We start from the raw sequence: 13936 nt of genomic DNA on the forward strand, positions 1-13936 counted from the left end.
GCCGGCCCGTCGAGACCCGTGCCCGGGGGAGTGACCGTTACTTGGTGAGGCTCAGACCGCTCTTCGGCGCGACCGTCAGGCGGTCCGCGGCCTCGTCCAGATCCACCATGATCTCGTCGCCGTCGCGGATCTCGCCGGACAGCAGCTCCCGGGCGAGCTGGTCGCCGATCGCCGTCTGCACGAGGCGGCGCAGCGGCCGCGCCCCGTACAGCGGGTCGTAGCCGGTCAGCGCCAGCCACTCGCGGGCCGCCGGGCTGACGTGGAGGGTCAGCTGCCGGTCGGCGAGCCGCTCGGCCAGCCTCTCGACCTGCAGGTCCACGATGCGGGTCAGCTCGCTCATCGACAGCGCGTCGAACAGGATCACGTCGTCGAGGCGGTTCAGGAACTCCGGCTTGAACGAGTTCCGGACGGCGTTCCACACCGACTCCCGCTTCGCCCCGTTCTCCAGCGTCGGGTCGACGAGGAACTGCGACCCGATGTTGGACGTGAGGATCAGGATCGTGTTGCGGAAGTCGACCGTGCGGCCCTGCCCGTCGGTCAGCCGGCCGTCGTCCAGCACCTGGAGGAGGATGTCGAACACCTCGGGGTGCGCCTTCTCCACCTCGTCCAGCAGGACCGCCGAGTACGGGCGCCGCCGGACGGCCTCGGTGAGCTGCCCGCCCTCCTCGTAGCCGACGTACCCGGGCGGCGCGCCGACCAGCCGGGCGACGCTGTGCTTCTCGGAGTACTCGCTCATGTCGATGCGGGTCATCGCCCGCTCGTCGTCGAACAGGAACTCCGCGAGCGCCTTCGCCAGCTCGGTCTTGCCGACGCCGGTCGGGCCGAGGAACAGGAACGAGCCGGTCGGGCGGTCCGGGTCGGAGATGCCCGCGCGGGCGCGGCGGACCGCGTCCGACACCGTGCGGACCGCGTTCTCCTGCCCGATCAGGCGGCGGCCCAGCTCGTCCTCCATGCGGAGCAGCTTCGCCGTCTCGCCCTCCAGCAGCCGGCCGGCGGGGATGCCCGTCCAGGACGCGACCACGTCGGCGACGTCGTCCGGGCCGACCTCCTCCTTGACCATCGCGTCGCGGTTCTCGGCCGCCTCCGACGCCTCCTCCAGCCGCTTCTCCAGCGCCGGGATCTCGCCGTAGGTGAGCCGCGCGGACGTCTCCAGGTCGCCGTCGCGCTGGGCGCGCTCCGCCTCGCCGCGCAGCTGGTCGATCCGCTCCTTGATCTCGCCGACCTGGTTCAGGCTCGCCTTCTCCTTGTCCCAGCGGGCGACGAGCCCGGTGAGGTGCTCCTGCTTGTCGGCGAGGTCCCTGCGCAGCCGCTCCAGCCGCTGCCGGGACGCCTCGTCGGTCTCCTTGGCGAGGTTCAGCTCCTCCATCTTCAGCCGGTCCACCGCGCGCTGCAGCTCGTCGATCTCCACCGGACGGGAGTCGATCTCCATGCGCAGCCGGGACGCGGCCTCGTCCACCAGGTCGATCGCCTTGTCCGGCAGGTACCGGGAGGTGATGTAGCGGTCCGACAGCGTCGCCGCCGCGACCAGCGCCGAGTCGTTGATCTGCACCTTGTGGTGCGCCTCGTAGCGGCCCTTCAGCCCGCGCAGGATCGCGATCGAGTCCTCCACGGTGGGCTCGCCGACGAAGATCTGCTGGAAGCGGCGCTCCAGCGCCGGGTCCTTCTCGATGCGCTCGCGGTACTCGTCCAGCGTCGTCGCGCCGATCATGCGCAGCTCGCCGCGCGCCAGCATCGGCTTCAGCATGTTGCCGGCGTCCATCGCGCCCTCGGCGGCGCCCGCCCCGACGACGGTGTGCAGCTCGTCGATGAAGGTGACGATCTGCCCCTCGGACTCCTTGATCTCGTTCAGCACGGCCTTCAGCCGCTCCTCGAACTCGCCGCGGTACTTCGCGCCCGCGACCATCGCGCCGAGGTCCAGCGAGACGAGCCTCTTGCCGCGCAGCGACTCGGGCACGTCGCCCGCGATGATGCGCTGCGCGAGGCCCTCCACCACGGCCGTCTTGCCGACGCCGGGCTCACCGATCAGCACCGGGTTGTTCTTCGTGCGGCGCGACAGCACCTGCACGACCCGGCGGATCTCCGCGTCCCGGCCGATGACCGGGTCGAGCCGCCCGTCGCGGGCCGCCGCCGTCAGGTCGACGCCGTACTTCTCCAGCGACTGGTACGTGCCCTCCGGGTTCTCGCTGGTGACGCGGGCGTGCCCGCGCACCTTTTCGAACGCGTCCAGCAGCGCCTGCGGCGTCGCCCCGAACTCCTTCAGCAGGCCCGCCGCCGGGCCGCCGTCCGCGGCGAGGCCGACCAGCAGGTGCTCGGTCGAGACGTACTCGTCCTCGAGCTGCTGCGCGCGGTTCGCCGCCGTGTTGATCGACCGCTGGAGCAGCCCCGACAGCCGCGGGGACGACACCGTCGACCCCTGCGCCTTCGGCAGCGCGGCGAGCTGCTCCTCGGCCCGCCGCCGGATCGCCTGCCAGTCGGCGCCGACCGCTTCCAGCAGCGGTACCGCCGTCCCGTCCTGCAGCGCGATCAGCGCCACCAGCAGATGCTGCGGCTCGACCTCGGGATGCCCCTCGGCCGCCGCCCTGCGGACCGCGACCGACACCGCCTCCTGGCTCTTCTGCGTCAGCTTGTAGTCCATCGTCCCCAGTCCCCGTGGAAAGAAGTCCTCATTCGGAGTTGCGCTCGCGCCAGACCACGACGCTCGTGTGCCTGATCGGCACCAGGTCGGAGCCGGGCGCGCCCGGCTCCCCGTGCCGCCGCTGCTGCGCCAGCCGCGCCGCGACGGACCGGGTCGATTCCAGTTCGTTCGCGAGCTCCTCCAGCGCCGCGTGCGCCTTCGCGAGCTCCTCCCGGAGCCGCACGTTGTCGCGCTGCAGCTCCAGGATGTGCTTGATGCCGGACAGGTTGATGCCCTCCTCCTGGGAGAGCCGCTGGATCTCGCGCAGCAGCACGATGTCGCGCATCGAGTAGCGGCGCCCCCGGCCGGCCGTGCGGCCGGGGGACACCAGCCCCATCCGGTCGTAGGTGCGCAGCGTCTGCGGGTGCAGCCCCGACAGCTGCGCCGCCACCGAGATCACGTAGACCGGAGTGTCGTCACCGAACGGGTCCATCGCTTCACTCCTGTCTGGCCTGCTGCAGGATGTCGGCGCGGAGCTCCTCGCCGCCGCCCGCCTCCCGGAGCTTGGCCAGCGCCTCGCGGGACTGCTCGTCCAGCTTCTGCGGGACGTGCACGTCGACGGTGACGAGCAGGTCGCCCTTCGTGCCGTCGCGGCGGGTCGCGCCGCGGCCCTTCACGCGGAACTTGCGGCCGTTGGGCGTGCCCTCCGGCAGCTTCAGCGTGACGGGCTGGCCCTGGAACGTCGGGACGCGGATCTCGCCGCCCAGCGCCGCCTCGGGGAACGTCACCGGGATCGTCAGGGTGAGGTTGTCGCCGCTGCGGCCGAACACCGGGTGCGGGAGCACCTTGATGTTCACGTACAGGTCGCCGGCCGGGCCGCCGTTCTCGCCCGGGGCGCCCTTGCCCTTCAGCCGGATCTTCTGGCCGTCGGCGACGCCCGCCGGGATGCGGGCCTGGATCGTCCGGGTGCCGGTCGCGCGGCCGCTGCCGTGGCAGACCGGGCACGGGTCGTCGACGACGAGGCCCCGGCCGCGGCACTCGTGGCACGGCTCCTGGAAGCCGAAGTTGCCGAGGTTGCGGGTCTCGTGCCCGGTGCCCTCGCAGTTCGGGCACACCCGCGGCACGGTGCCGGCCTTGGCGCCCGTGCCCCGGCACGCCTCGCAGCCCGCCTCGCTGGTCAGCTTGATCGGGACGGTCACGCCGTTCATCGCGCGGCCGAACGACAGCGTCACCTCGGTCTCCACGTCCGCGCCGCGCCGCGCGCGCCGCGTCGTCCCCCCCGTGGTGCGGGTGCCGCCGCCGCGGCCGAACAGGCCGCCGAACAGGTCCCCGATGCGCTCGCCGGCGCCGCCCTGCGTCCCGGTGCCGCCCTGGCCGAACAGGTCGCCGAGGTCGAACCCGAACCCGCCGCCCTGCTGGCCGCCGCGGAACCCGCCCGGCATCGACCGGACGGCGTCGTACTCCTTGCGGCGCTTCGTGTCCGAGAGCACGTCGTAGGCCTCGGAGACCTCCTTGAAGCGCTCCTCGGCCTCCGCGTCGCCCTTGTTGGCGTCCGGGTGGTACTTGCGCGCCAGCTTCCGGTATGACTTCTTGATCTCCTCCTGCGAGGCCGTCTTCGCCACACCGAGGACCTTGTAGTAGTCCTTCTCCAGGTAGTCCTTGGTGCTCACGGCGCCCCGCCTTCCGCTATCGCCACTTGCCACATGTCCTCACGCCCCGGCCGGGCCCGCCCCCCGGAGGAGGCGGGCCCGCGCGGGCTCATTCGCCGTCGTCGCCCGGCCGCTCGCCGGACTCGCCGGTGCCGGCGTCCGGGCCGGCGTCCGGGTCGGGGTCGGCCACCGCGACCCGCGCCGGGCGCAGGATCCGCTCGCCGATCCGGTACCCGGGCTGGAGGACGTCGACGACGCTCGTCTCGGTCACCTCCGCCGAGAGCGAGTGCATCAGCGCCTCGTGCACGGTCGGGTCGAAGGGCTCGCCCTTCTCCCCGTACCGCTCCAGGCCGAGCTTGCCCGTGACCGCCTCCAGGCTCTCCGCGACGGACTTGAACCCGCCGGTGAGCTCGTCGTGGTCGCGGGCGCGGCCGATGTCGTCCAGCACGGGGAGCAGCTCGGACAGCACCTGCCCGAGGGCCTGCTCGCGGACCGCGACCCGGTCGCGCTCGACCCGCTTGCGGTAGTTGTCGTACTCCGCCTTCAGCCGCTGCAGGTCGGCGAGCCGCTCCGCGAGCTGGGTCTTGACCGAGGACAGCTCCTCGTCGGAGACCTTTCCAGCGCCCCCGTCGGCCGCGGCCTCGGGGGCGGGCTGGTTCTCCGCCCGCTCCCGGACCTCGCCCGTCTCGGGGTCGATGCGCCGCTTGTCGCGGATCACCGGGCCCTCCTTCTCCTCGTCCTCACCGGGGGAGGACGTCACGATGCATCACCCTTCTTGTCCTCGTCCACGATCTCGGCGTCGACGACCTCGTCGTCCTGCGGGCCCTGCGCGTCGGCCGTCGGGCCGTGGTCCTCGGCGCCGGGCTGGCCGCCCTCCGGGTTCTGCGCGTACATCGCCGCGCCCATCTTCTGGGAGACCTGCGCGAGCTTCTCGGCGCTGCCCTTGATCGCCTCGACGTCGGTGCCCTCCAGGGCCTTCTTGACCTCGGCGACCGCGTCGTTGACCTCGGTCTTCAGGTCCGCGGGGACCTTGTCGTCGTTCTCCCGCAGGAACTTCTCGGTCGAGTACGCGAGGGTGTCGGCCTGGTTGCGGACCTCGGCCTCCTCCTTGCGCTTGCGGTCCTCCTCGGCGTACTGCTCGGCGTCCCGGACCATCTGCTCGATGTCCTCCTTCGGCAGCGCGCTGCCGCCGGTGATGACCATCGACTGCTCGCGTCCGGTGCCCTGGTCCTTCGCGCTGACGTTCACGATGCCGTTCGCGTCGATGTCGAAGGTGACCTCGATCTGCGGGACGCCGCGCGGCGCCGGGGGCAGACCGGTGAGCTGGAAGGTGCCGAGCTTCTTGTTGCGCGCGGCGATCTCGCGCTCGCCCTGGTAGACCTGGATCTCCACGGACGGCTGGTTGTCGTCGGCGGTGGTGAACGTCTCCGACCGCTTGGTCGGGATCGTGGTGTTCCGCTCGATGATCTTGGTGAAGATGCCGCCCTTGGTCTCGATGCCGAGGCTCAGCGGGGTCACGTCCAGCAGCAGGACGTCCTTGACCTCGCCCTTGAGCACGCCGGCCTGGAGGCTGGCGCCGATCGCGACGACCTCGTCCGGGTTGACGCCCTTGTTCGGCTCCTTGCCGCCGGTCAGCTCCTTGACCAGCTCGGACACCGCGGGCATCCGGGTCGACCCGCCGACCAGCACCACCTGGTCGATCTTGTCGACGGTGATGCCGGCGTCCTTCAGCACCGACTGGAACGGCGCCTTGGTCCGGTCGAGCAGGTCGGAGGTCATCCGCTGGAACTCGGCCCGGGTGAGCTTCTCGTCCAGGTGCAGCGGGCCCTCGGCCGACGCGGTGATGTACGGCAGGTTGATCTGCGTCTCGGACGAGCCGGACAGCTCGATCTTCGCCTTCTCCGCGGCCTCGCGGAGCCGCTGGAGCGCCATCTTGTCCTTGGACAGGTCGACGCCGTTGGCGTTCTTGAACTTCTCGACCAGCCAGTCGACGACCTTGTTGTCCCAGTCGTCGCCGCCGAGGTGGTTGTCACCGCTGGTGGCCTTGACCTCGACCACGCCGTCGCCGACCTCCAGCAGGGAGACGTCGAAGGTGCCGCCACCGAGGTCGAAGACCAGGATGGTGGCCTCCTTCTCCTTCTCCAGGTGGTAGGCCAGCGCCGCCGAGGTCGGCTCGTTGATGATCCGCAGGACGTTCAGGCCCGCGATCTGGCCGGCCTCCTTGGTGGCCTGCCGCTGGTGGTCGGAGAAGTACGCGGGCACCGTGATGACCGCGTCGGTCACGGTCTCGCCCAGGTACGCCTCGGCGTCCCGCTTCAGCTTCTGCAGCACGAACGCGCTGATCTGCTGCGGGTTGAAGTCCTTGTCGTCGATCTTGGTCTTCCAGTCGGTGCCCATCTCGCGCTTGACCGACCGGATGGTCCGGTCCACGTTGGTCACCGCCTGGCGCTTGGCGACCTCGCCGACCAGCACCTCTCCGTTCTTGGCGAAGGCGACGACGGACGGCGTGGTCCGCGACCCCTCCGCGTTCGCGATGACGGTGGGCTCGCCGCCCTCCAGGATCGCGACGACCGAGTTGGTCGTCCCGAGGTCGATGCCGACCGCACGTGCCATGTTCTCGTCCTCCGTCGTTTCCGGTGTCAATCGCAGCCCCGGTCGCCCCCAGGGCGCGGCCGGTTCGTCTTTCCGTCGCCAGGTTGCCCGGACCGGCGCCCCCGTGTCAAATGACTTGAGTCGGCCCGGCTCAACTTTGCTGACGACCTCTACAACAGGACGAGTGAGCCGCCTATTCCGGTTCCCGGCACGGCTTCCGGGATGCGAAGTTCGCCCGGCCGGAGGAGGGCCGGGCGGGACCCGTCCTCCGCGAGAAGGACGTGCCGTGCACCGCTCAGAGGGGGTCGGGGCGGCGGCCCGGGACGACGATGCCGTGCTCGTAGGCCAGCACGACGGCCTGGACGCGGTCGCGGAGGTGGAGCTTGGCGAACACGCTGCCGATGTGGCTCTTCACCGTGGCCTCGGTGACGACCAGCCGCGCGGCGATCTCCTGGTTCGACAGGCCCTGCGCGACGAGCAGGAGCATCTCGCGCTCGCGGGGGGTCAGTGCGGCCAGCAGGTCCGGCGCGGGCCGGACGGGGTCGGCGCGGCCCGCGTAGTCCTCGATCAGGCGGCGGGTGATCGACGGGGACAGCAGCGCCTCGCCCTCGTGGACGACGCGGATCGCCTCCAGCAACCGCTCGCGCGGCGCGTCCTTCAGCAGGAATCCCGACGCCCCGGCCCGCAGCGCGCCGAACACGTACTCGTCGAGGTCGTAGGTGGTGAGGATCAGCACGCGCGGCGCCCCGTCGGCGGAGGTGAGGCGGGCGGTGGCCTCTATGCCGTCCATGCGGGGCATCCGGACGTCCATCAGCACGACGTCGGGCCGCAGCTCGGCCGCCCGCGCGACGGCCTCGCGGCCGTCCGCCGCCTCGCCGACGACCTCCAGTTCGGGACGCGTCTGGAGGAACAGCCGGAAGCCGATCCGGATCAGCTCCTGGTCGTCGGCGATCAGCACGCGGATCGTCATGCCCGCTCCCCGACCGGGAGCCGCGCCGCGACGCGGAACCCGCCGCCGGGGGCCAGGCCCGCCTCCAGCTCGCCGCCGAGCACCGCGACCCGCTCCCGCATCCCCACCAGGCCGTGCCCACCGGGGCCTGCGGGCCCACCGGGGCCCGCGGGCTCGCCGGGCCCCTTCCCATCGTCGTGCACCCGCACCTCCAGATCGGCTCCGCCGTAGCTCAGCTCCACCGTGACCCTCGTCGCCTCGGCGTGCTTCAGCGCGTTGGTCAACGCCTCCTCGATGATCCGGTACGCGGACAGCTCCACCCCGCCCGGCAGCTCCGGCCGCTCCCCGGCGACCTCCAGCCGGACCGGCAGCCCCGCCGCGCGGTAGTCCGCGACCAGCTCGTCCAGGTCCGCGAGCGAGGGCTGCGGGCGCGTCTCCGCCGGGTCCTGCCCGCGCAGCACGACGAGGATCCGGCGCAGCTCCGCCAGGCTCTGCTCGGCGGTGGTCTCCACCCGCTCCAGGGTCCGCGCGGCCGCTCGCGGCTCGGTCTCCAGGACGTCGCGGGCGCCGCGGACCCCGATCAGCATCACCGTCACCGAGTGGGCGACGATGTCGTGCAGCTCGCGGGCGATCGCGCCGCGCTCCCGCTGCGCCGCGATCAGGTCGAGCTGCTCCCGTTCGCGTTCGAGGGTGGCGGCACGCTCCTCCACCGCCCGCACGTAGCGGCGGCGCGTCTGCAGGTAGGCGCCCAGCATCCACGCCCCGACCGGCGCCGGCGGGGCGCTGATGCTGGCGGCGGCCAGGAACAGCACCACGGGCACCAGCACCGTCAGCGAGACCCGCCGCTCGCGTGTTTCAGCGAGTGACCACAGCGCGACCACGACCGGCGCTCCGCCGGGCGAGTACCCGTCGGCGGCCAGCGCGGCGGCCGACGCGACCGCCACGGCGACCACGGCGACCCCGAACCGGCGGCGGGCGAGCAGCGCCGCGCCGGTCAGGGCGGTCACCGCGATCGGCAGCGGCACGGCGCCGGTGCCGTCGTTGAACAGCAGGCTCACTTCCACGACCGTCGTGGTCAGCGCGAGCGCGATGTCGAACAGCACCGGGCGGTGCGCGGCCCGCAGGCCCCGCACCGCCCGGATCCTCCCCGCGACGTTCACGCCAGGTCGCGCCTTCGCTCGCACACGACCGCGACGAGGACCGCGAGGACCGTCCAGACCGCGAGCACCGCGCCCGCCTCCGTGGCCGTGAGCGTCGTGTTGTGGGTTCCGCCCGTCATGACGTTCGCCGCTCCGAACGGTGAGAGGTTCGCCTCCCGCTCCCACGCCCCGGCCACCACGGGCTGCACCACCAGGGCCAGGATCAGCATCGTCGCCGCCCCGGTGACCGGGCTGCGGATCAGCGCGCCGCACGCCGCGCCCAGCAGCGCCGACAGCACGAGCGCGGCGACGTTGCCCGCCACGACCTCGGCCACCTGGCCGGACGTGAGGTCCGGGCCGGGCTGGTCCGCGAGAAGCGGCAGCGCCACGCCGACCAGGACGGCGTTGACCAGCAGCGCCAGCCCGAGCCCGGTCAGCCCGTACGCCGCGATCCGCACCGCCAGGACGGTCCCGCGGCCGCGCCGGGCCACCAGCGCCGCGGGCGCGGCGGTCCGGTGCCGGTACTCGCCCGCCGCGCCGACCAGCCCCCACAGCAGGAGCAGGACGGGGAGCGCCGACAGCGCCTCCTTCTTCTCCGCCACCTCGTCGAGCGTGCCGGACGCCTCGGCGATGAGCACGGCGTACAGGGCGGAGAAGGCCGCCCCACCGGCCGCGAACCCCCACACGGCGCGGGTCGTCACCGACTTGAGCAGTTCCGCGCGAAGCAGGCCGGTCATCGCTCCATCCCTCCGGTGAGCCGCAGGAACACGTCCTCCAGCGACTCGACCTCGCCGATCGGCCCCTGGTGCACCAGCCTGCCACGGTCGATGACGACCACGTCGTCCACCGTCTGCGCCGCCTCCGCGAGCAGGTGGCTGGACAGCAGCACCGTGCCGCCCTTCGCGGCGCGCTCGCGCAGCATCGTCCGCAGCCAGCGGATGCCCTGCGGGTCGAGGCCGTTGGCGGGCTCGTCCAGCACGAGGATCTCCGGGTCGCCGAGCAGCGCGGCGGCGAGCCCGAGCCGCTGGCGCATGCCCAGCGAGTAGGCGCCGACCCGGCGGCCCGCCGCCCCGGCCAGCTCGGTGATCTCCAGGACCTCGTCGACGCGGCGGCGCGGCAGGCCCGCCGCCAGCGCCAGCACCCGCAGGTGCGCGCGGGCCGACCGGCCGGGGTGCGCGCCGCACGGCTCGATGTGGACGCCGATCCGGCGCGCGTCCGGCACCATCCCGGCGACCGGCGCGCCCAGTACCGACACCGTGCCCGCCGACGGCCGCGCCAGCCCCACGAGCGCCTTCATCGCCGTCGTCTTGCCGGCGCCGTTCGGGCCGAAGAAGCCCGTCACCGCGCCCGGCCGGACGGTGAACGTCAGATCGTCGACCACCGTGCGGCGCCCGTACCGCTTCGTCAGCCCCTCCACCCGGATGGCCGGGGCGGTTTCCGTCTGTGCAGTCATGGCGCCCAGCCTCGGCCGCCCGCGCCTCCCGGTCATCAGACCACGGTCGAGACCCGGTCTCCGACCGCGGCATGACATCCGGCGCGACGGCCCGCCGTGAACCCGATCGGCCGCTGCGGGTGATCAACATCGACCGTCCCGGTGCGGGACGGCGACGCAGAGGAGACTCGATGACGCACAGACGCCGGAGCCGGGCACTGCTCGGCCTGCTGCTCGCGGCCGGGACACTGGCCGCGATCCCACCGGCCGCGCATGGCGCGCCTCCCCCGGCGGGCGGCCTGGACCCGGGCAAGGCATGGAAGGTCACCCTGCTGACCGGGGACGCCGTGAGCGTCCGGACGGTCAAGGGCAGGCCCCCGCTCGTGTCGGTGACCCCCGCCCCCGGCCGGGAGAAGCGCTCGTTCCGCAAGGAGATCCGGCCGGACGGGCACGTCGTCGTCACCCCGGTCGACGTCGCCGGGCTGGTCGGGCGCGTCCTCGACCCCGGGCTATTCGACGTCACCGCGCTGATCGCGCAGGGCTACGACGACGCGCGCAGCAAGGACCTGCCGCTGATCGTGCAGCGGGACGAGGGCGCCCGTTCCCTTTCGGCGCTAGTCGGGACGCTCGGCGAGGCCAGGGACCTGCCGAGCATCGGCGCCGTGGCCGTGAAGCAGCCCAAGGACGGCGCGTCCGGCCTCGGCGAGAGCCTGGCGGCGATGCACGGCCCGTCCCCGAAGGCGACGGGCGGCATCCGGCACATCTGGCTGGACGGAAAGGTCAAGGCGAGCTTCGCCCCGTCCGCCCCCGGAACCCAGCGGATGGACCGGAACCTGCGGCAGGTCGGAGCCCCGGCGGCGTGGCGGGCCGGATACACGGGGAAGGGCGCGAAGGTCGCCGTCCTCGACACCGGCATCGACGCCGGGCACCCCGACCTCAAGGGCCGGGTCGCGGAGACGGAGAACTTCTCCGAGGCTCCCGACGCCGTCGACCGGTTCGGGCACGGCACGCACGTCGCCTCGACCATCGCCGGGACCGGTGCCGCCTCCGGAGGGGCGCGCAGGGGCGTCGCGCCGGACGCGGACCTGCTCATCGGCAAGGTCCTCGACGACGACGGGTACGGCACCGACTCCAGCGTGATCGCCGGGATGCAGTGGGCCGCGCCGCGCGCCGACATCGTCAACATGAGCCTCGGTGGCGCCCCCTCCGACGGCGACGACCCCCTCTCCGTGGCGCTGGCGAACCTCACCGCCGAGCACGGGACGCTGTTCGTCGTCGCCGCGGGCAACGAGGGCGTGTTCGCGTCGGTCGGCTCGCCCGGCACGGCCGAGGCCGCGCTCACGGTCGGCGCGGTCGACGCCCGCGACCGGCTGGCGGAGTTCTCCAGCCGCGGCCCGGTCGGCGTCACCGCCAAGCCGGAGATCGTCGCGCCGGGCGTCGACATCGAGGCCGCCCGCGCCGCGGGCACCGCGGAGGGCACCCCGACCGGGGCGCACTACACGCGGATGTCGGGCACGTCGATGGCCGCGCCGCACGTCGCGGGCGCGGCGGCGCTGCTCGCCGCGAAGCACCCCGATTGGACGCCCGCACGGATCAAGGCGGCCCTCGTCGGCACCGCCGACCCCGCCACCGGCGGCGACGCTTACCAGCTCGGCGCCGGACGGCTCGACATCGGCGAGACCGTGAGCAGCCCCGTCCTCACGGCGGGCGGCATCGTCGGGCTCGGGACCTCGAAGTTCCCGGATCATCCCCGGCTGTCCGCGGAGATCGGCTGGACGTCCAACACCGGGCGTCCCGTCGACCTGCGGCTCAGCGTCAAGGTCACCGATCGGGACGGGCGTGCCGCCGACGGCGTCGCGACCGTCCCGGACGGCGTCCGCGTTCCGGCGGGCGGCACCGCGAAGGTGCCGCTGACGGTGGAGGCGTCGCGTGTCGCCGACCGTCCCGGCCTCTACACGGCCGTGGTCACGGCGAAGGGAGGCGGCGCGACCCTGGAAACGCCCGTGACGTTCTATGTCGAGCCCCCGACGCACACCCTGACGGTCAAGGCCACGCCGCTGCCGGACACCGATCCCGCGAACTTCTCCGCCTCCGCCACCGTGGTCAACCTCGATGACCACTCGCTGTACTACGAGTGGGTCGAGGCCGGCCCCGAGGGCGACGCGAAGCTCCGCGTGCCCGCCGGCCGCTACGCGGTGCTCGGCAACGTGGACGACTTCGGCACCTGGCGCTCGGCCCTCGCCGGCGACCCCGAGGTGACCGTCGACCGGGACGCGACCGTGACGCTCGACGGCGCCGCCGCCGCGAAGGTCGAGGCGAGCGTCGAGGGCGTCGAGACCGCGACGGCGATGGCGGCCGCGGACATGGTGCAGGACGCCGGCGACGGGCTCTGGTACTACTCGGTGTTCGCCTTCGACCCCGCGAACGCGCCCGTCTACGTCCAGCCGATGGACGGTGTGACGAAGGGGACGTTCAAGGCGTCCACCCAGCTCCGGCTGACCGCGCCCGGCACCGTGTACGACATCGTCCACCCGCTGGGCGACGGGATCCCGGCGAACCCGGCGCACACCGTCACCGCCGCCGAACTCGGGCGCATGGCCCGCGTCGACCAGAAGTTCGCCGCGTTCGACGGCGACACGGCCGCGCCCATGAGCGAGAAGCGGTACGGCATGACCCGGGAGGGCCTGCTCACCTTCGAGGCGGACGCCGCCGTCGAGCCCGGCACGTCCCGGACCGACTACGTCTCGGCCGGCTCCGGCATGCTCTGGGGCGACCTGGCGTTCGTCCGGTTCGGTGAGGAGGACTGGGTCGACCAGGGGGCCTTCACGGAGTTGAAGCCGGGCGAGCGGACCGCGCACCGCTGGGGCCGCCAGCCGCTGCGGCCCGGCCCCTACTCCGGTACCGGCGTCACGCCCAGCACCTGCGCCCGCTACCCCACGGCCCGCACCGGGCAGAACATGCGGATCTCGCTCGTCGACCTCCAGGCCCGCCCGGACGGCTTCGACTGCGCGATCCACCCGGTGAAGGGGCACATGGAACTGTTCGCGGACGATCGCAAGCTCGGCGAGAAGGACGGCCCGTTCGGCGACTTCACCGTCCCGTCCGGCCCGGCCGAGTACCGGCTGACGTACGAGAACGACGCGTCGGCCGTCCTCCCGGTGTCGACCCGCACCTCCACGTCCTGGACGTTCCGTTCCCGGGCACCGCGCGGGAACGGAACCGCGAACCTCCCGCTGCTGCTCGTCGACTACGACCTGAACCTCGACATGCGCAACCAGCCCGCCGGTGAGCCCGCCGTGCTGACCGTCGCGCGGGAGGCGGGCTCAGGCGAGGCGAAGGTCACCGGGCTGCGATTCTGGACGTCCCTGGACGACGGCAAGACCTGGCAGCCCGCCGACGTCACCGACCTCGGCGGCGGCCGGTACAGTGCCCCGCTGCCGCCGCCCGTGAAGGGCCAGGCCGTGTCGCTGCGGGTCAGCGCGCAGGACGCGGGCGGCAGCCGCATCGACCAGAGCATCATCCGCGCCTACCGGGTCCTGCGCTAGATATGGCAAGGCGTGA

General features: G+C 73.0%; 10 protein-coding genes. 1 reads left to right on the forward strand and 9 read right to left on the reverse strand.

Annotated elements, in window-relative coordinates; translation table 11 throughout:
- Positions 1-37: 37 nt before the first annotated feature.
- The 9 genes from clpB to CHF16_RS25905 all read right to left on the reverse strand — a co-directional run bounded on the left by clpB (position 38) and on the right by CHF16_RS25905 (position 10396).
- On the reverse strand, positions 38-2635 hold the full coding sequence (gene clpB, locus CHF16_RS25865; protein WP_089328732.1) for an ATP-dependent chaperone ClpB: 2598 nt from the start codon (positions 2633-2635) through the stop codon (positions 38-40).
- A 28-nt stretch (positions 2636-2663) separates the two neighbouring features.
- Complete coding sequence (locus CHF16_RS25870; RefSeq protein ID WP_089328733.1) at positions 2664-3107, reverse strand: heat shock protein transcriptional repressor HspR; 444 nt, start codon at positions 3105-3107, stop codon at positions 2664-2666.
- A 4-nt stretch (positions 3108-3111) separates the two neighbouring features.
- On the reverse strand, positions 3112-4284 hold the full coding sequence (gene dnaJ, locus CHF16_RS25875) for a molecular chaperone DnaJ (RefSeq protein ID WP_089328734.1): 1173 nt from the start codon (positions 4282-4284) through the stop codon (positions 3112-3114).
- 88 nt (positions 4285-4372) lie between these two features.
- Positions 4373-5026, reverse strand: a complete 654-nt coding sequence (grpE, locus tag CHF16_RS25880; RefSeq protein ID WP_089328735.1) for a nucleotide exchange factor GrpE — start codon at positions 5024-5026, stop codon at positions 4373-4375.
- Positions 5020-6876 carry a molecular chaperone DnaK gene (gene dnaK / locus CHF16_RS25885; RefSeq protein WP_089328736.1) on the reverse strand — a complete coding sequence of 619 codons (1857 nt, stop codon included), beginning with the start codon at positions 6874-6876 and terminating at the stop codon, positions 5020-5022. Before dnaK ends, grpE begins: the two co-directional genes overlap by 7 nt.
- 274 nt (positions 6877-7150) lie before the next feature.
- Positions 7151-7825, reverse strand: coding sequence for a response regulator (locus CHF16_RS25890; protein ID WP_089328737.1), 675 nt, complete (start codon positions 7823-7825; stop codon positions 7151-7153).
- Positions 7822-8964, reverse strand: a complete 1143-nt coding sequence (locus CHF16_RS25895) for a sensor histidine kinase (RefSeq protein ID WP_089328738.1) — start codon at positions 8962-8964, stop codon at positions 7822-7824. Before CHF16_RS25895 ends, CHF16_RS25890 begins: the two co-directional genes overlap by 4 nt.
- Positions 8961-9680 carry an ABC transporter permease gene (locus CHF16_RS25900; RefSeq protein WP_089328739.1) on the reverse strand — a complete coding sequence of 240 codons (720 nt, stop codon included), beginning with the start codon at positions 9678-9680 and terminating at the stop codon, positions 8961-8963. Before CHF16_RS25900 ends, CHF16_RS25895 begins: the two co-directional genes overlap by 4 nt.
- A complete protein-coding gene (locus CHF16_RS25905) occupies positions 9677-10396 on the reverse strand; it encodes an ABC transporter ATP-binding protein (protein ID WP_089328740.1) in 720 nt (239 codons plus the stop codon). The genes CHF16_RS25900 and CHF16_RS25905 overlap by 4 nt, the downstream gene beginning before the upstream one ends.
- Positions 10397-10566: 170 nt before the next feature.
- On the opposite strand from CHF16_RS25905, the gene CHF16_RS25910 reads away from it, so the two are divergent.
- The gene (locus tag CHF16_RS25910; RefSeq protein WP_143228116.1) at positions 10567-13920 is read left to right on the forward strand and encodes a S8 family serine peptidase; all 3354 of its coding nucleotides are present in this window, start codon (positions 10567-10569) and stop codon (positions 13918-13920) included.
- The last annotated feature ends 16 nt before the right edge of the window (positions 13921-13936 follow it).

This window comes from Actinomadura meyerae, from assembly GCF_900188445.1.
Classification (GTDB): domain Bacteria; phylum Actinomycetota; class Actinomycetes; order Streptosporangiales; family Streptosporangiaceae; genus Spirillospora; species Spirillospora meyerae.

Coding starts and splice junctions, on each gene's coding strand:
- CHF16_RS25890 (WP_089328737.1), bottom strand. CDS start 7,825: ATGACGATCCGCGTGCTGATCGCCGACGACCAGGAGCTGATCCGGATC.
- CHF16_RS25910 (WP_143228116.1), top strand. CDS start 10,567: ATGACGCACAGACGCCGGAGCCGGGCACTGCTCGGCCTGCTGCTCGCG.
- CHF16_RS25870 (WP_089328733.1), bottom strand. CDS start 3,107: ATGGACCCGTTCGGTGACGACACTCCGGTCTACGTGATCTCGGTGGCG.
- clpB (WP_089328732.1), bottom strand. CDS start 2,635: ATGGACTACAAGCTGACGCAGAAGAGCCAGGAGGCGGTGTCGGTCGCG.
- CHF16_RS25900 (WP_089328739.1), bottom strand. CDS start 9,680: ATGACCGGCCTGCTTCGCGCGGAACTGCTCAAGTCGGTGACGACCCGC.
- dnaK (WP_089328736.1), bottom strand. CDS start 6,876: ATGGCACGTGCGGTCGGCATCGACCTCGGGACGACCAACTCGGTCGTC.
- CHF16_RS25905 (WP_089328740.1), bottom strand. CDS start 10,396: ATGACTGCACAGACGGAAACCGCCCCGGCCATCCGGGTGGAGGGGCTG.